20 protein-coding genes are annotated in these 16,487 nt (G+C 43.7%); 10 read left to right on the top strand and 10 right to left on the bottom strand.

What is annotated here, in order from left to right:
- The first annotated feature begins 12 nt into the window (after nucleotides 1–12).
- From QUF78_RS25200 to QUF78_RS25190, 3 genes are all read left to right on the top strand, one after another.
- Nucleotides 13–495 carry an NUDIX domain-containing protein gene (locus QUF78_RS25200; RefSeq protein ID WP_483313872.1) on the top strand — a complete coding sequence of 161 codons (483 nt, stop codon included), beginning with the start codon at nucleotides 13–15 and terminating at the stop codon, nucleotides 493–495.
- Between the two features lie 107 nt (nucleotides 496–602).
- Nucleotides 603–920, top strand: coding sequence for a YuiB family protein (locus tag QUF78_RS25195; protein WP_289326839.1), 318 nt, complete (start codon nucleotides 603–605; stop codon nucleotides 918–920).
- A gap of 127 nt (nucleotides 921–1,047) precedes the next feature.
- Complete coding sequence (locus QUF78_RS25190) at nucleotides 1,048–1,740, top strand: 3D domain-containing protein (protein ID WP_289326838.1); 693 nt, start codon at nucleotides 1,048–1,050, stop codon at nucleotides 1,738–1,740.
- An 87-nt stretch (nucleotides 1,741–1,827) separates the two neighbouring features.
- Here the strand turns inward: QUF78_RS25190 and QUF78_RS25185 are convergent, their stop codons facing one another.
- Nucleotides 1,828–2,616 (bottom strand): cobalamin-binding protein, encoded by a 789-nt coding sequence (locus QUF78_RS25185; protein ID WP_289326837.1) that lies wholly within the window; start codon nucleotides 2,614–2,616, stop codon nucleotides 1,828–1,830.
- Nucleotides 2,617–2,625: 9 nt separating this feature from the next.
- Nucleotides 2,626–3,108, bottom strand: coding sequence for a divergent PAP2 family protein (locus QUF78_RS25180; protein ID WP_289314519.1), 483 nt, complete (start codon nucleotides 3,106–3,108; stop codon nucleotides 2,626–2,628).
- A gap of 276 nt (nucleotides 3,109–3,384) precedes the next feature.
- On the opposite strand from QUF78_RS25180, the gene QUF78_RS25175 reads away from it, so the two are divergent.
- Entirely contained in the window at nucleotides 3,385–4,890 is a 1,506-nt protein-coding gene (locus QUF78_RS25175; protein WP_289326836.1) for a leucyl aminopeptidase, read from the top strand.
- Between the two features lie 60 nt (nucleotides 4,891–4,950).
- On the opposite strand, the gene QUF78_RS25170 is transcribed toward QUF78_RS25175, so the two are convergent.
- Nucleotides 4,951–5,325 (bottom strand): YuzC family spore coat inner layer protein, encoded by a 375-nt coding sequence (locus tag QUF78_RS25170; RefSeq protein WP_289326835.1) that lies wholly within the window; start codon nucleotides 5,323–5,325, stop codon nucleotides 4,951–4,953.
- A gap of 275 nt (nucleotides 5,326–5,600) precedes the next feature.
- Here QUF78_RS25170 and QUF78_RS25165 point away from each other — a divergent pair, with 275 nt between their 5' ends.
- The 6 genes from QUF78_RS25165 (at nucleotide 5,601) to QUF78_RS25140 (ending at nucleotide 10,525) form a co-directional block, all read left to right on the top strand.
- Nucleotides 5,601–6,350, top strand: coding sequence for a GTP cyclohydrolase II (locus tag QUF78_RS25165; protein ID WP_289326834.1), 750 nt, complete (start codon nucleotides 5,601–5,603; stop codon nucleotides 6,348–6,350).
- A gap of 13 nt (nucleotides 6,351–6,363) precedes the next feature.
- Nucleotides 6,364–7,464: a bifunctional diaminohydroxyphosphoribosylaminopyrimidine deaminase/5-amino-6-(5-phosphoribosylamino)uracil reductase RibD gene (gene ribD, locus QUF78_RS25160; RefSeq protein WP_289326833.1), complete on the top strand. Its 1,101-nt coding sequence runs from the start codon at nucleotides 6,364–6,366 to the stop codon at nucleotides 7,462–7,464.
- Between the two features lie 17 nt (nucleotides 7,465–7,481).
- On the top strand, nucleotides 7,482–8,579 hold the full coding sequence (locus QUF78_RS25155; protein ID WP_289326832.1) for an FAD-dependent monooxygenase: 1,098 nt from the start codon (nucleotides 7,482–7,484) through the stop codon (nucleotides 8,577–8,579).
- Between the two features lie 15 nt (nucleotides 8,580–8,594).
- The gene (locus tag QUF78_RS25150; RefSeq protein WP_289326831.1) at nucleotides 8,595–9,158 is read left to right on the top strand and encodes a 5' nucleotidase, NT5C type; all 564 of its coding nucleotides are present in this window, start codon (nucleotides 8,595–8,597) and stop codon (nucleotides 9,156–9,158) included.
- Nucleotides 9,159–9,290: 132 nt separating this feature from the next.
- On the top strand, nucleotides 9,291–9,683 hold the full coding sequence (locus QUF78_RS25145; RefSeq protein ID WP_289326830.1) for a hotdog fold thioesterase: 393 nt from the start codon (nucleotides 9,291–9,293) through the stop codon (nucleotides 9,681–9,683).
- A gap of 122 nt (nucleotides 9,684–9,805) precedes the next feature.
- Nucleotides 9,806–10,525 carry an MOSC domain-containing protein gene (locus QUF78_RS25140; RefSeq protein ID WP_289326829.1) on the top strand — a complete coding sequence of 240 codons (720 nt, stop codon included), beginning with the start codon at nucleotides 9,806–9,808 and terminating at the stop codon, nucleotides 10,523–10,525.
- Nucleotides 10,526–10,580: 55 nt separating this feature from the next.
- Here QUF78_RS25140 and mnhG read toward each other — a convergent pair whose 3' ends face one another.
- The 7 genes from mnhG to QUF78_RS25105 are packed head-to-tail and all read right to left on the bottom strand — an operon-like array spanning nucleotide 10,581 to nucleotide 16,309.
- Complete coding sequence (gene mnhG / locus QUF78_RS25135) at nucleotides 10,581–10,919, bottom strand: monovalent cation/H(+) antiporter subunit G (RefSeq protein WP_289326828.1); 339 nt, start codon at nucleotides 10,917–10,919, stop codon at nucleotides 10,581–10,583.
- A complete protein-coding gene (locus tag QUF78_RS25130; protein WP_370017115.1) occupies nucleotides 10,903–11,139 on the bottom strand; it encodes a Na(+)/H(+) antiporter subunit F1 in 237 nt (78 codons plus the stop codon). Before QUF78_RS25130 ends, mnhG begins: the two co-directional genes overlap by 17 nt.
- A 47-nt stretch (nucleotides 11,140–11,186) precedes the next feature.
- Nucleotides 11,187–11,663: a Na+/H+ antiporter subunit E gene (locus QUF78_RS25125; protein WP_289326827.1), complete on the bottom strand. Its 477-nt coding sequence runs from the start codon at nucleotides 11,661–11,663 to the stop codon at nucleotides 11,187–11,189.
- 6 nt (nucleotides 11,664–11,669) lie between these two features.
- The gene (locus QUF78_RS25120; protein WP_289326826.1) at nucleotides 11,670–13,151 is read right to left on the bottom strand and encodes a Na+/H+ antiporter subunit D; all 1,482 of its coding nucleotides are present in this window, start codon (nucleotides 13,149–13,151) and stop codon (nucleotides 11,670–11,672) included.
- Nucleotides 13,144–13,485, bottom strand: a complete 342-nt coding sequence (locus tag QUF78_RS25115; protein WP_289314532.1) for a Na(+)/H(+) antiporter subunit C — start codon at nucleotides 13,483–13,485, stop codon at nucleotides 13,144–13,146. The genes QUF78_RS25120 and QUF78_RS25115 overlap by 8 nt, the downstream gene beginning before the upstream one ends.
- Complete coding sequence (locus tag QUF78_RS25110) at nucleotides 13,485–13,907, bottom strand: Na(+)/H(+) antiporter subunit B (RefSeq protein WP_289326825.1); 423 nt, start codon at nucleotides 13,905–13,907, stop codon at nucleotides 13,485–13,487. The genes QUF78_RS25115 and QUF78_RS25110 overlap by 1 nt, the downstream gene beginning before the upstream one ends.
- Nucleotides 13,904–16,309 carry a Na+/H+ antiporter subunit A gene (locus QUF78_RS25105; protein ID WP_289326824.1) on the bottom strand — a complete coding sequence of 802 codons (2,406 nt, stop codon included), beginning with the start codon at nucleotides 16,307–16,309 and terminating at the stop codon, nucleotides 13,904–13,906. The genes QUF78_RS25110 and QUF78_RS25105 overlap by 4 nt, the downstream gene beginning before the upstream one ends.
- Nucleotides 16,310–16,487: the final 178 nt, after the last annotated feature.

The raw sequence follows: 16,487 nt of genomic DNA, 5'->3' as shown, positions 1-16,487 counted from the left end.
GGGAAGTGGCTTTTGGTGGAACGATGCAAAAATGTTTGGCTGGCAGTGTCCGGCCTTGTGATATCTGATAAAGGTGAGTGGCTTGTCGTGAACAAAAGGTATGGCGGATTGAAAGGGCAGTGGTCGCTTCCGGCTGGTTTTGTCAAAAATGATGAAACCGTTGATGAAGCTGTCGTAAGGGAAGTGTTGGAGGAGACGGGTATTCATACAGAAATCGAAGGTATTGTAGGAGTGAGAAGTGGAGTCATCAAAGGGGAAATAAGTGATAATATGTTAGTATTTTTACTTAAACCGCTCAGTTTTGAGGTCACCGCTCAATTGGATGAATTATATGAAGCTAAATTTCATGACCCTGAATTACTCGTGCAGGAGGGGAAGCAATCTTTACTATTGGAACAGCTTTTAGCGTTTAAAAAGGAAAGAATGCAGACGATGCTTGACGGGTTGAATCCTGGAGATCAATTTGGCTATACATCCTATAAATTATTCATGTGATTTGGGTAATTATCTTTTCTTCGGTATTATTTGGTATAAGTCGTTGACGTAGCAATTATTTTTTCAGTAAACTAAAGGTGTCGCTTTTAAGGAGGGTCAAGAATAACATGCCATTGCCTGTTTTAATTATCTCAATACTCTTATTTTTCATCCTGTTTTTCGGAATTGGCTTTTTGCTGAATATGCTCTTTCGTTCTTCGTGGATCATGGTCATCTTATTTCCAATCGTCTTCATCATCATTGTCAATGAAACAAAGCTAATAGAATATTTCAGAAATCCGGGAATATCATTTTCACATCTTGGAACGAACCTAACATCTTTACATATGGCAGATATCATGATTTTATCGAGTGGGCTTCTTGGCGCGATTTTAGCTGGTGTGGTCATTAGGGTTTTAAGGAATAAAGGATATCAAATGTTTTGAATTGGGAAGGGCCTTCATTAATGGAGGTCCTTATTTGTAAGAAAAAATGGTTGTTTTCATTCTTTATGAATACTTTCACTCGGGAAAGGGAACAAATATCCTTGTGAGAGGAGTGGAACTATTACATATGAAGATTGTAAAGGCATTATTTTTGAGGGTTGCTATTATCATATTATTTATCTTGGCCATCGAATCAACCTTAAATCATGTTTTTGGAGCTGAGTCTGACAATCATCTCTTTGAAGAGGCGATGAGACAAAATCGAATGCTTGGTCTCGAATACAAAGCCATCCATAGTGGTGGCCAAGTGGCAACGCTAGTGGCATCCGCATCCATGAGCAATGGTCCAACTACGATAGCGGAGGCAATCGAGCTCTCTAAATACCCGAAGCACGAAGTTTTGGCTACAGGATATACAGCAGGGTATGAATCAACCGGAAAGTTCCCGGAGAGCCCATCTTATGGAATCACTTATTCAGGGGTGAAGGTGAAAAGGGATCTGTTTTCCACCATTGCAGCTGATCTTGCCGTATTCCCTCTCGGAACCATCCTTTGGATTCCGGGCTATGGATATGGGGTTGTAGCGGACAAGGGTGGCGCGATCAAAGGCAATCACCTGGATCTATACTACGAAACGGTACAAGACGTGTACGAGAACTGGGGAAAGAAAACCCTTGAAGTATATGTTGTGCAAAAAGGGAACGGCGAATTATCTGAAGAACAGTTAAAAAAGCTGAACGAAACCAGGATCAGGCAGGTTTTCAAGCCTAAAATCGCTGAAAAAACATTGAACGATAATGTATCATCCTTTGCTTTTTAATGAAATGATGGATAAAGTCCAGCGAAGGTCAAAAGGCTGCCCCGAGATTGTGGCAGCCTTTTTGATATCACGTTCATTTGAAATCCCTTAGCCCAAGCCGTTGTATGCTTCAGGGTGAAGAGTCTTTGCCAATTTTGAAAGACCATCCAGTAAACGGGGGGAAGGCCGACAGTATAAGGGTTCTTCCATGATGTGGATATTGTTATCCCGGACTGCCTTCATATCGGTCCACCCTTTTCGTTTCTTGACAAGCGCCGGATTCACTTTTCGTAAAGGTACACCGACCCAAGCTAAGCAAATATGGTCGGGATCCTTTTTCCGGACCTCTTCGGAAGTGACTTGAATGCTTGCCATGTCCACATCTTCGAAAAGATTATATCCTCCCGCAAGAAGGCTGATCTCGGTTAACCAGTTAACTCCCCCAGGGCTGAATAAGGGATTTGGCCACCATTCCCAATATAGGGACGGCTTCGTTTCGATTTTATCGGCGACGTTTTTATATTGAAGGATGGCCTCACGGAATTTAGCAGCCTGTTCTGCTGCTTTATCATTAAGATCCGTGGCTTCGCCCAGGATCAGCAAATCTTTTGCTATATCTTCAAGTGATTGCGGATTGAAGATGATATGAGGGAGGTTCCGTTCTTTTAATCCTTCAATATTTTTTTCCATACCCGGTACACTCAGGGAAGCGAGCACCAAATCGGGTTTCAGTGATTCTACATGATCGATATCAATCGATAAATCGGGCCCCACCTTAGGAAGGTGCTGTATGGTTTCGGGCCAATCGGAATAGTCATCGATAGCAATCAGCTGATCTTCAATCCCTAGATATGTGCAGAGTTCCGTATTGCTGGGGCAAAGAGAGATTATTTTCAAATTGACCACCTACCCTTGAAAGATGAAAAAGTGAAGTGCCAGTGCAATGAAAACTCCGGTCAAGGCTCCGAAAAATACCTCGATTGGCTTATGGCCCAACAGTTCCTTTAATTGTTGCTGTTTCTGCTTTTCTGCTTTTTTCTGCCAGTTTTTTGCTTGCTCGACAAATGTATTGAAGTCCGTGACGAGCTGGTTCAAGACGGCTGCCTGTTCTCCTGCCTGCCGTCTCACTCCTGTCGCATCGAACATCGTGATGATGGCAAAGATCGCGGCAACGGCAAATACAGGAGAATCCATTCCGGTTTCAATCCCTACTGCTACTGTTAGAGCTGACACGGCCGCAGAGTGGGAGCTGGGCATACCGCCTGTGGAGTTAAGAAGTGACCAGTTAACCTTACGAAAAGCTATGAAGTGGATGGGCACTTTAATGAATTGAGCAAAGAAAATGGCAATCAATGCTGCAATTAAAGGGAAGTTGAGAAATAATTCCAAGAGTATCAGCCTTCTTTCTAGTTATGAGTAACGATGAAATCCATATATGGGTAAATAAAAAATCCTGCTCGGTACAAGGCCCTTATTATTATTAGTTCAATTCGGTCCTGTCGATTCCCTGCTGGTTATAAGTAAAATATGATCTTTCTTATACTATTACTCTAAAGTCACCCATTCTAAACAATATCCCTTGTTATTATTATTTTAAGGGGCCTTATTCGAAAATTTTGGAAAATTTCGTTATAATGAAGGTAATCGAATGAAGGAGGTAGCAGAATGTTTACAGTTAAAGATTCCTTGAATATAGATTTGATTGATGAATGCCTGATTCTAGGCATATTTGACAAACCCGTAAAATTCACAGGCATAGGGAAAGAAGCCGATGAACGATTGGACGGTCAGTTAACAGAGTTAGTTAAAGCGGGAGAAATCTCTTCCAAGAAAAAATCAGTAGTTAAAATACATACATTAGGTAAATTAGGCGTAAAGAGATTGATTTTTGTAGGGTTGGGCAAGGAAAAGGAGCTTTCCTTTGAAACGATGCGCGAAGCGTTGGGGAAAGCCCGTAAAACGATTAAAGAATCCAAGCTTACGACGCTTTCGATTGCTTTGGATACATTCACGACTGAAAACCTGGATGCATTGGATGTAGCCCATGCTTGTTCAGAGGCCTTTGAACTTGCTTCCTATAAATTTGACGGATACAAGCAAAAATCGAACCAGGTCGAAAAAAACATTGAATCGATTACGGTTTACAGTGAATCGGATAATGAAGAGGTCGGGGCCGCACTTCATGTAGGCAGAATATTCGGAAGGGCGACGAATTCAGCAAGAACATTGGTTAACACACCAGGCAATTTGTTGACTTCCACGGATATGGCGGAATATTCATCTGCCTTGGGTGAACGATATGGCTTTGAAGTGGAGATCCTGGAGAAGGAAGATATGCTCAAGTTGGGTATGGGCGCCCTCCTTGCTGTCAATCAAGGTTCAGTCGAGCCTCCGAAAATGATCGTCCTGAAGTATCAAGGTAAAGATGAATGGAAGGATGTTATCGGGTTGGTCGGTAAAGGCATCACATTCGATACAGGTGGATACTCATTGAAAACGAAGGCCGGAATCGTTGGAATGAAGACGGATATGGGCGGTGCGGCAGCTGTTTTAGGTGCAATGGAAATTATCGGGGAATTAGGACCGGATCAAAATGTCGTGGCTGTCATTCCGTCCACTGATAACATGATCAGCGGTGATGCATTCAAGCCAGATGATGTGATCACTGCCATGAGCGGCAAGACGATAGAGGTATTGAATACGGATGCGGAAGGCCGGCTTGTTTTGGCGGACGCCATGACTTACGCTAAACATCATGGTGCTGACTATCTTATTGACGTTGCTACTCTAACGGGTGGTGTCATAACGGCTTTGGGCATGGATATGACGGGTGCGATGACCAATGACACGGAATTCTATGAACAAGTGGTCAAAGCCTCAGAGGAGGCCGGGGAGCCCATTTGGAGATTGCCGATTACTGAAAAGGATAAAGAGCGGGTACGCAATAGTAAAATAGCCGATTTGAATAATTCACCTGGCGGGGCAGGGCATGCGATCATGGGTGGGGCCTTCATCGGCGAATTTGCCGAAGATACTCCATGGGTCCATCTGGATATTGCCGGAACATCCACAACCTCGAGCAGCTCCGAATTGTGCACGGCGGGGGCTACCGGTGTCATGGCACGAACGCTTGCACTATTGGTTGAGACCTTTGAAACGAAAACGAGATGAACCCAAAATATCCGAAGCCGAAAAAAGGCTTCGGTTTTTTTACCAAAAAGGTGTTGGACGTTATACATCCCTCCATTTCAAGCTGACGATGATATGACAATTTTCTTCCTCTGCTTTAGGATAGAAATCAAAACGGATCCCATCGGGGTTATACGTGATATCAGGTTCGTTCTTAATTCCTAACTTTCGGATCATATCGATCACGACACTCATTTTCGATGCTTGGGCAGCAGTCATCAGCCGGTTTGAAAAAGGCTTGGATGTGGCTAAAGTATCCATGACTTTTTTTACATCAAGCATTAAAGATTGTGATGTCTTTGCCGATTTAACTAGCTGATCTGGATTGGTTGCCGAGTATGGACGGAATGTTCCTCCCCGCTCCCGATTCATATCCATTGCCCCGGCGTGAGGTGGAAATAGGATGGGGTCATACAAAAAATAAGGGAAATCCTCCAAAAGGTTTCCTTCCTTTCCTTAAGTCTGTATATAGACACGTTTTCGTTATACGTTAAAATATGTATAAAGGCCAGCCGATATGATAGCGGTTTGTGAATGACTTTCTTTTGCAAAAAAACTTCTTGAAAATTATGATCAAAGACACACTATTATTTGTAAACTGCTTCATTGACAGGTATAGTGTATAGTAATATACTTACTTACCTAAAGTAAGGAGAAGGCACACTATAAATTATAAAATAGGTGATGTTAACATGAAAATAACCCAGCAAACAAAAGACCTTTTAATAGATAAAATGAAAATCCTCAAAACCCCGGGAAAGGCGGATATTTGCCTTGTGGGGCCAGTGAACCTGCCTGTCGAACAAGGCGATTTCTCAACGGTTTTCCAATGGTATACGTGGCTCCAGCTTGATGGCATGGATAATGACAAGGAAGCGGTGCTTGAATCGCTTTCGGAAGCTAACCTTGCTTTTGGACAGCAATCCTCCGTATTGGTGTATGGAGATTTTGAAAAGTCGGGGGATGCACTCGTCCGGATGCATAGCATCTGTCACACAGGTGATATCTTCGGCAGTAAACGCTGCGATTGCGGCTACCAGCTCCACCAATCGATGAAGATGATAGCCGAGCATGGGTGCGGGGCCATTTTTTACCTTGCGGACCATGAAGGAAGAGGGATCGGCCTGTTTTCCAAATCTCTTGCATATTTGCTTCAGGAGGAAGGGTATGACACGGTAGAGGCGAATCAGGCGTTAGGATTCGAAGACGATACGCGATCTTACGAGGGAGCCATTCGAGTGTTGAGGGAACTGCGTGAGGAGCCGGTTACTTTAATTACGAATAACCCCAAAAAGTTGGATGCCCTTATGAAGCATGGACTTGCGGCAAAGGACCATATCCCACTTTGGGGCGGTTTGACGGAAGATAATAGCTTCTATCTGGATACAAAGGTTAAGAAGTCAGGACATATTCCCCACAAGAAGCCAACTTTGATTGTATAAGGAGAGCCATAGTATGAATGATGATCAATATTACATGAAGCTGGCATTGGATTTGGCGGCCAGTGCTAAAGGAAAGACGAATCCAAATCCAGTGGTCGGTGCAGTCATAGTTAAGGACGGTGTGATAGCCGGTACAGGAATCCACCGTAAAGCGGGTGAGCCGCATGCTGAGGTCCATGCTTTCAAAATGGCGGGTGAGTATGCAGAAGGTGCAACGCTATACGTGACTCTTGAGCCGTGTTCCCATTATGGTAAGACACCTCCTTGTGCAAATTTAGTGAAAGAATCAGGTGTCCGGCGGGTTGTGGTGGCTACACAAGATCCCAATCCGGAAGTTGCAGGAAGAGGGATATCCATCATTAGGAATGCGGGCATTGAAGTGGAAGTTGGCGTCCTGGAGAAGGAAGCGCAAAGACTGAATGAGCGTTTCATTCACAATATGTTGACGAGCCGTCCATTTGTCATTTCGAAGTATGCGATGACCCTTGACGGAAAACTTGCAACCCACACAGGCCATTCAAAATGGATAACAGGAGAAGAATCCCGTCATTCCGTTCATTTGCTGCGTGATGAGGTGGATGCCATTCTCGTTGGTATTGGGACTGTTTTGGCCGATGATCCATCACTGACGACAAGACTTCCGGAGGGCGGAGGGGAAAATCCGATCCGAATCATTCTAGACAGTGAATTACGTGTTCCGATGGAAGCCAATGTTGTCCAGGTATCAGATGCGAAAACCATGATCGTAACGCATGATCAAGCACCTGCGGGAAAAATGGCGGCTTTACGTGAAAAAGGAGTCGAATTCATTCTCGTCCCCAAAAACGATACGGGCCTGAATTTAAGGACCTTGATGGAAGAGCTGTATAAAAAGGGGATTACGGATGTCTTGCTGGAAGGTGGAAGTGAAGTGAATGCCTCTTTCCTAAGGGCGGGGCTCATCGATAAATACTTGATTTATATAGCTCCTAAACTATTGGGTGGGAGAAACTCACTAACACCGTATACTGGAATGAATGTAGATACTATGGATGAAGCGATGGATGTTGCCTTCTCTGGCGTGGACACGTTTGGTGAAGACATACGCATAACGGCTTATCCTAAATTAAAATAGACAACAGGTGAAGAGGCATGTTGGTTAAATCAGATGTATGCATAGTCGGATCAGGACCAGGAGGAGCGCTGCTAGCTTACCTATTGGCCAAGCAGGACATTTCAGTCGTCCTGCTTGAGAGGCATTCTGAAGTTGCCAGGGAGTTCCGGGGCGAGTTCCTGAACGATGAAGGAGAGGCCATTCTTAAAAAGCACGGTTTATTCGAGGACGTGGAAAGGCTTGGCTTGCTTAGGATGGAACAAATTGAATATTGGAATGACGGCCAACTATTTAAAAGAATTTTCCCGGAATTTCCTATAGACCATGTTGGGATACATGTCCCTCAAAATCATCTGCTTACAGCTATATTGAATGAAGCTGAAAAGCTGGATTCTTTTCAATTGATGATGAATACGAGGGTTACGGACCTGATTCAGAATGAAATGGGCCGGTTTACGGGTGTCAAGGCTCGAAAGGGCGGAAATGATCTGGAAGTGCAAAGTTCATTGGTAATCGGAGCGGATGGCAGATTTTCCATGGTTCGAAAAAAAGCCGGGATACCAGTCGTGATTAAAAATCATGGCTATGATTTACTGTGGGCAAAGATTCCTGCTCCAGAAGGATGGAAGCCATCGATCAAGATGGCATTGGTCAATGGCTCCCAGGTTGCCCTCTTCACTCAGGCTGGAGGTTTCATCCAAATTGGATGGAATATAGAACATGGGTCATTTCCCCATTTGCGAAAACAGCCATTTGATCCATTCATTGAAGATTTACTTTTTGCATTTCCTGAATTAAAAAAGGTCGTGTGTGAAAATATCAGCTCTTGGCATGACTTCATTTTATTGGATGTTTACAGCAGCTACTGTGAAACGTGGACAAAGGATGGTGTTGCATTATTAGGTGATGCAGCCCATACGATGACACCTACAGGTGCATTCGGACTCAATTGTGCCATGAAAGATGCCGATATATTAGCCGAGCTTATTCAACGATGCATCATGCAGGGGGATATTGGATTCCTTGGATTAAAAATGGCTGAACCGGAAAGAAGAGCCGAAATTGAAAGATTACAGGCCATTCAGGTGGACAAGGAAATTTCCTTCGCATCACAGTTTGCCGCCGCTTATGTTTAAAGAGGAGTGAAAGATATGAAATTCGGTTTTGATATTGACGATACCCTTATTAATTTGAGGGAGTTCGCGTTCCATCTTTATAATGAAAAGCTTAATAAGAACATAGAGTTAACGAAATTCAAAGCATTAAAGACAATAGAGATCCATGAAGCTTTCGGGCTTGATAAAGAGGCTGGGGGCAAGATGTGGAACAGCCTTGCCGAGGAAGTGTATTATTCATCCTGTCCAACCTTCGAGGGAGCGGTGGAAACGCTGCAGGAGCTTGAACGAGATGGTCATGAGATCTATTACATCACCGCTAGAAAATCGGAGCATGGTGAACGGACGAAAAAATGGTTGATTGAAAACGGCTTTCCGGTTAAGGATGACCATTTTTACTGTGGTATGAAGGATCATGAAAAAATTGATACGATTCGCAAATTGGAATTGGATTATTATTTTGATGATAAACCGGCAGTCCTGGAAACTTTATTGGATATTCCAACGAAAGTGTATGCAATTGATAACTCCTATAACAGGGAATTGGATATCCCAAGACTGACAAACTGGTTTGAATTAAAAGAAATTCTCTCGAAATAATACAATTCACATTATTGAAGGATGACTTGATAGACTTGGGTCATCCTTTTTTTGTATACTATTATGAATAGTGATTCACTTTTTCTGAATCATTCGTTGTAGGAAAAAACATAAGAGTTGGGGGTATTGGGGATGGAGAGAAATATTGAAAATTCGTTGATAGGCACGCTTGGGATAGACATGAAAGAAAGCGGTGACGGGAAAGTCATTGCGACGATGCCGGTGGATGAACGTACCAGGCAGCCATATGGTTTATTGCATGGGGGAGCGTCCGTTGCCCTTGCGGAATCCGTTGCAAGTTTTGGCGGGATGCAGCTTGTAGACAGTGAAAAACAAGCTGTCGTGGGCCTTGAAATCAATGCCAATCATGTAAGGGGCGTCCGTTCCGGTATTGTTACCGCCGAAGGGAACATCATCCATCGCGGGAGGACGACGATGGTATGGGACGTGAAAATCCGTGATGAAGAGGATAATCTTATCTGCATTTCACGCTGTACATTGGCCGTTATCGACTTACCGAAGTGAATCAGGGAACGATCGCTTTGAGGTGACGTAATGATTTTACAGCCGGTTCACTATTTTGATTCTACAGTTTCCGGTTTACGTATAATATGGCAGTAGACTATTGTATGAAAAGGAGTTATTTTATGCTGGTTGGTCATATACAGGAAATCACCCGTCATCCTGTAAAATCTTTCACTGGTGAACAGGTACAGAAAACAAGGGTGATGGATTATGGACTATATGGAGATCGCAGTCATGCCTTTAAAGACAAAAATGGGAAGTTCCTGACGATAACCCAAGTCCCGGAGATGGTCCGCTATCAAGCTGTTTTTTCTGGTGAGGAAACACTTGACCAATATCCGGAAATAAAAGTGAAGACCCCTTCAGGAAACGTGCTGACATGGGGAGAGGAAGCCTTTCGGGAGGAAATGGAACGGTTGTTAAATCAGGAGGCAACATCCGTTGTTTATCCGCCAGCACATATCCCGTTCGGTGCGATTGAAGAAGAAAACATCCTGCTAGTCAGTGATGCCTCGATTGGCGAATTGTCGAAGCTTTGGGGAAGAGAAGTGGATGGCAGAAGATTCAGGCCCAATTTGGTGCTATCTTTAGAGAACAAAACGCCCTTTTTAGAAGAGCGATGGTTCGGAAAAAGGATTCTGATCGGGGAAGATGTTGAACTGGAAATCAAAAGGCATTGTGAGCGTTGTATGATCATAACAGTTGATCCAAGCGATTCCCATAGAGATCCATCACTCTTGAAAACTGTCGTCAAGGAAAGGAACAATCATTTTGGTGTATACGCCTCGGTCATACGAACAGGTGAAATCAGTTTAGGGGACCAGGTATATTTAAAGGATTGAGACAGAAAAGAGCTGCTCCTGTTAAACAGGGCAGCTCTTTTGCAATGGCAGGGAATCACCGGATTTTCTTTAAATCATCCTGGACACTCCGATCCCACATTTTAACGCCTGAATGGTAAGCCGAGCGATTGATTAAATGCCCGGCAACTGGGCTGGTCATGAAGATGAAGATGATCGCGAGCACGACCCGGAAATCGAAATGGCTATGCTTATAATAGAAATATAACAAGGTGCCAATCAGGATGAACATGATCCCAAGTGTCGAGCTTTTTGAGGCAGCGTGATTTCTTGTATAGACATCGGGCAGCCGGATGATTCCGAAAGCCGAGACTAAAAAGAGAAAGACCCCCATTAATAGGAATAGGGCTGATAGGATTTCAACGATTGCGGTCATCTTCGATAATCTCCCCTTTCTCAAGGAATTTGGCGAACGCGACCGTTCCTATGAAAGATAGGATTCCGAGCAGTAGAATGGCTTCCAGATAAGCGCTTGTATCCATGACAATGGAGGCAAGTGCAACGATTGCTATTAGGTTTATTCCCATCGCATCGAGTGCGACGACCCGATCCGGTACGGAAGGCCCTTTGATTAAACGGTATAAGAATCCAATCATGGAAAGCGAAACACCGAGCAACGCGATTTTAAGTATTAGATCGAACATTATTTGCTCACCTCCATGATCGCCTTTTCGAATGTATTTCTAATGCTGTCCACGGCTTCATCCTTATCGGCAATATCCATCGCATGGATATAAAGAATCCGATTATCCTCCGATACTTCAACGACAAGTGTTCCTGGTGTCAGTGTAATTAAATTCGATAGTATCGTAATTTCCCAATCCTTAGTCAGCACAGTCTCGAATGCGAATATGCCAGGTCTCATATCCAGACTCGGTTTAAGCACGACCTTAAGGACGCTAACGTTGGAAAGTATGAGTTCCCTTGCGAATATGAGCAGTAATAGAACGACGGCATTCACCCTGTTCAGGTAAAAACGATCATTGAAAAAATGACGGAAGACGAACATGATGCCGAGCCCCAATACATATCCGATGATAAAAGTGCTCCCGTTAAACTCATTTTTCAAAAACATCCAGATAACCGCAAGGAACACATTCAGTAAAATTTGGAATGACATCAGGCACTACTCCTTTAAAACCGCTTTGATATATATATCGGGATTCATTAATGTATCTGCAGCTTGTGTAATGAATGGGTAAATCGATTCTGTTCCTACTCCGAATAAAACGGAAATGATAACAAGGAGGACGGCAGGAACCAGCATTTTATTTACCGTATTATTAGATAAGGCATAATCAGCTTTTGGAGTTCCCCAGAAACCATTCATGAATATTTTCATAACCGAGTATAGGACCATCAAGCTTGAAATCAAGACAACGGCCATCCCAAAGTAGGCACCTTTTTCTGCAGCTCCCTGAAGAATCAGGAGTTTGCCGGCAAATCCGCTGAACGGTGGAATTCCCGCCAATGATATGGCAGCTATGAAGAAGGTCCATGCAAGTGCAGGGTATTGCTTGATCAAGCCACCCATATCACGTAAATCATCCGATCCGCTGATTTTGATCATGATGCCAACCAGCAGGAAGAGCGCAGCCTTGATAAGCATGTCATGAATGATATATATAATGGAGCCTGATAATGCCTGCCCATTCATGATCGAGATGCCGAAAATGATAACCCCGACGGCGATGATGATATTGTAAATGATGATTTTTTTAACATCCCAATAAGCTATCGCTCCTATGACACCGATGATGATGGTCAAGATCGCAAGTATCGCAAGGAAAGTATGGGTGAAATCCTGGTCATGATAAAACATGAGTGTATAGGTCCTGAAAATGGAGTATATCCCTACCTTTGTCAGCAATGCCCCGAATAGTGCGATCACTGGGATGGGTGGAGCATAATAGGACCCAGGCAGCCATTGGAAGAGCGGGAAAATGGCTCCCTTCAAACCGAAGACGATCAAGAAGCCAATTGCTATCACCGAGATGATTCCAGGCTGGTTGACTTCCGCTATCCTCTTGCTGATGTCCGCCATGTTCAATGTGCCAAGAACTGAATAAAGGTACGCCACCATGATGACGAAAAAGGAAGAGGAAAGCACATTGACGATGATATACTTCAATGATTCCCTCAGTTGTACTTTCGTCCCTCCCAGTACAAGCAGCACGTAAGAAGCCATCAGCATGACTTCAAAGAAGACGAATAGATTGAAAAGATCCCCCGTAAGGAAGGCACCGTTTACACCAATCAGCAAAAATTGAAATACAGGATAATAATAGTGTCTTTCACGTTCTTCACCTATGGAGTAAAACGAGTAAATCAGTATGGCCAATCCAATGATATTCGTGGTCAGGACCAACAGTGAAGAAAGCATGTCTGCGACGATCACGATTCCGAACGGGGCATCCCAGCTACCGACACCGAGAGTCAAGATCCCTTGAGTATGAACCGAGAACACTAGATAAAGGGATATAACGATTCCGAAAAGAGAGGAAAAAAGAGAGATTCCTCTTTGTAGCTTAATTTTTTTTACAAAGAAAATGAGAAGTATGCCTGTGAAAAGCGGCCATAAAACAGGCATGAAAGTAAGATTATTCATTCGCTTCCGTACCTCTCATTTCTTCCATATCATCAGTTCCGAGTTCCTGGTAGGTCCGATAAGCAAGAACCAGCAGAAATGATGTGACTCCGAAACTGATGACGATGGCCGTCAAGATAAGCGCTTGCGGAAGCGGATCAACATAGGTTGTAACATCATCACTTAGCAATGGAACGGAACCGCCTTTCAAACCGCCCATCGTCAAAATCAAAAGATGGGCGCCGTGACTGAGCAGCCCAGTACCGATTATGATTCTTAAAATGCTTTTTGAAAGCATTAAATAGGTCGCACACATAAATAGTATTCCAATGACAATGGCCATTAAAAGTTCCATTATTCACTCTCCCCTATCGTTTGAATAATGGTCATCGTTACACCAACAACCACAAGATAAACACCCAGATCAAAAAGTACCGCAGTATGAAGCGAGATGTGCCCAAGCAGAGGCAAATCGATATATTGATATACATGTGTCATGAGCGGCACCCCGAACACTAACCCGCCGGCAACAGTCAGGCTTGATATGAACAAGCCTGAACCAATCATTAACTTATAGTCAATCGGCAGGATGCCTGTGACGGTTTTAATGTCGAAAGCGAGCAACAGCAGGACTATGGCGGCTGATGTCATTAAGCCGCCGACAAACCCGCCTCCTGGCGAATAATGCCCCCCTAAAAAGATGGCTACTGCAAAAAGCAGGATAACAAAGGCGGCGACCTTCGTAACCGTTTGGAGAATCAGGTCATTTTGCTTCATGATTTATCTTTCCCCCCTGTCAAACGCAATTTGATCATCGCGAATATTCCAAGCGCAGCGATCGAAAGGACAGTGATTTCAAACATCGTATCAAGTCCGCGGAAGTCAACGAGAATGACATTTACGACGTTCTTTCCGCCTGCTTCCTTATAAGCATTTTCAAGGTAGTAACTTGATATGGAGTCGAATAGTTTATTGCTATGTGCCGATAAGGCAATCAATGTAACCATGACTCCTACACCAATGGATATCAGGGCATTATTCAACCTGAATGTCATCCGTTCTTCCTTTCTGCTTGCCATTAACGGAAGGTGGAAGAAACAGAGCAAAAACAGTGATACAGAAATCGTTTCGATGACAAGTTGAGTCAGGGCTAAATCCGGTGCCCGCAACAAAACGAAAAATAGGGAAATCGTATAACCGACCGCTCCTAAGATGATAATGGAAGTCAAACGGGATCTTGCAAACAGAATGGCGATCGAGCCAATCACGGTAATCGCCGCTAATACCCATTCATATAAGCCGATCGGAGCTAAATTTCCTGTATCCAATTTAAATGCATCCTTCCAATAGAGCGTAAAGCCCAATGAAAGAATGAAGAATAGGAATATCGAAAGCAAATATGTACGGATCGAACCTGTCATTAAAAATTTCATGACGGAGGATGCCGAGCGTTCGAGCCCTCTTAGCCCGTTATCATACAGAGCATTCAGGGATAAACGTTCAGGCATCCACTGATGGATCTTTTGCCACTTCGGAAACGTCTTGTATAAAATGATTCCAAATGCAATGATGCCGACCGTCATCCATAATTCGGGTTGGAATCCATGCCAGAAGGCGATATGGACTTGGAAATCCGGACCCACCAAGCTTGGCTGAATGCCAGCTACCGCCGGTTCAATGATTGACGAAGATAGCAAGTTTGGAAAAATGCCGAAAATGATCACCAACGAAGCAAGGATTATTGGAGAAATCAACATCCCGATCGGTGCCTCATGGGGTTTCTTGTCCAATAGGTTTAACTGAAGTTTGCCTGTGAAGGGTTTGAGCACGACAATCATGCTGTATATAAAAGTGAATACACTGGCGACCCATGCCAGCACAGGAAACAGCGTCCCCCATGTCTCCATATTGAAGATATTCAGTTCCAATACATCCACCATGCTGGCCAAGAACATTTCCTTGCTTAAAAAACCATTGAAGGGTGGAAGGCCAGCCATTGAGAAAGCACCTATGACGGCGACGGTGAAAGTAATCGGCATCAACTGCATTAATCCGCCAAGCTTTCTGATATCACGCGTACCGGTTTCATGATCAATGATGCCTGCAACCATGAAAAGGCTGCCTTTAAAGGTCGCATGATTAATCAAGTGGAATACAGCTGCAACCGTGGCTGCCAAGTATATATTTTCCCCTAAAGATTCATAGTGGAGTGCCGCCGCTCCAAGCCCCAAAAGCGACATGATCAATCCGAGCTGACTGATGGTGGAAAAAGCGAGAATCCCCTTTAAATCTGTCTGTTTGATTGCAGAGAATGAGCCCCAGAACAGGGTGATCAATCCGGCAATCGAAACTAGCCAGAACCATATTCCGGATTCTGCAAAAACAGGGCTTAATCGGGCAACCAAATAAATTCCGGCCTTGACCATTGTAGCGGAATGAAGGTAAGCGCTGACTGGTGTCGGAGCTTCCATCGCGTCAGGTAGCCAGATATGGAACGGGAACTGTGCGGATTTAGTGAACGCACCAAGCAGCACAAGCAAAAGGGCAGGAGTGAAGAGCGGGTGGTCCATAAGTTCCCCACTTTGTGCTATCAATTCACGTATGCTGAATGTGTTCCCCATAATGGCAAGGAGAATGATGCCTCCAAGCAGGCTTAAGCCTCCAAACACAGTGATCAACAGGGATTTCTGCGCCCCATAACGTGAACGCTCCCTTTCATTCCAATATCCTATCAATAAAAATGAGGATAAACTCGTGAATTCCCAAAACGAATAAAGGACAATCAGATTATCGGAAAGGACGACGCCCAGCATCGCTCCCATGAAAAGCAAAAGGAAGACGTAAAATTGGTTCAGCTTTTCTTTCTCTTTCGATAAATAGAAAACCGAATACAGAACGACGAGTGAACCTATCCCTGTGATAAGCAAGGCGAACAAAAGCCCTAGTCCATCCACATAGAAATCAACATGAATTCCGAGAGAAGGAATCCATGCAGCCCTTTCTGTAATGATATCCCCTCGTTTGGTCAAGGAAATGAAACTTGAAAAATAGGTGAAAAGGAGAATCGGTAAAATCAATACAAACCAACCTGTATGTATTTGTCGAAATAGTTTGTATAATATTGGTACAATAAGTGCTAATAGAAACGGTGATAATACCGCCCAATGAAGTAAAGACATAAACTCCCCCCTTTTTAAAACGAAGTCATTCGTCTTATTATGCTTTTTTCACGCAATCCTAGACGTTAGGAAATCTTCGTTGATTATGAATTTTTTTATCGAATACTTGTCTCGCTTAAAAGTATAACGCAATTTTTGTGGGTTTGCATGGCTTTAAAAACAGTGAAGGCCGACTAAA

Origin of the sequence: Peribacillus sp. ACCC06369 (genome assembly GCF_030348945.1) — a bacterium.
In the GTDB taxonomy this organism is placed as follows: domain Bacteria; phylum Bacillota; class Bacilli; order Bacillales; family DSM-1321; genus Peribacillus.
This window is presented reverse-complemented; position numbering and strand designations above follow the sequence as displayed.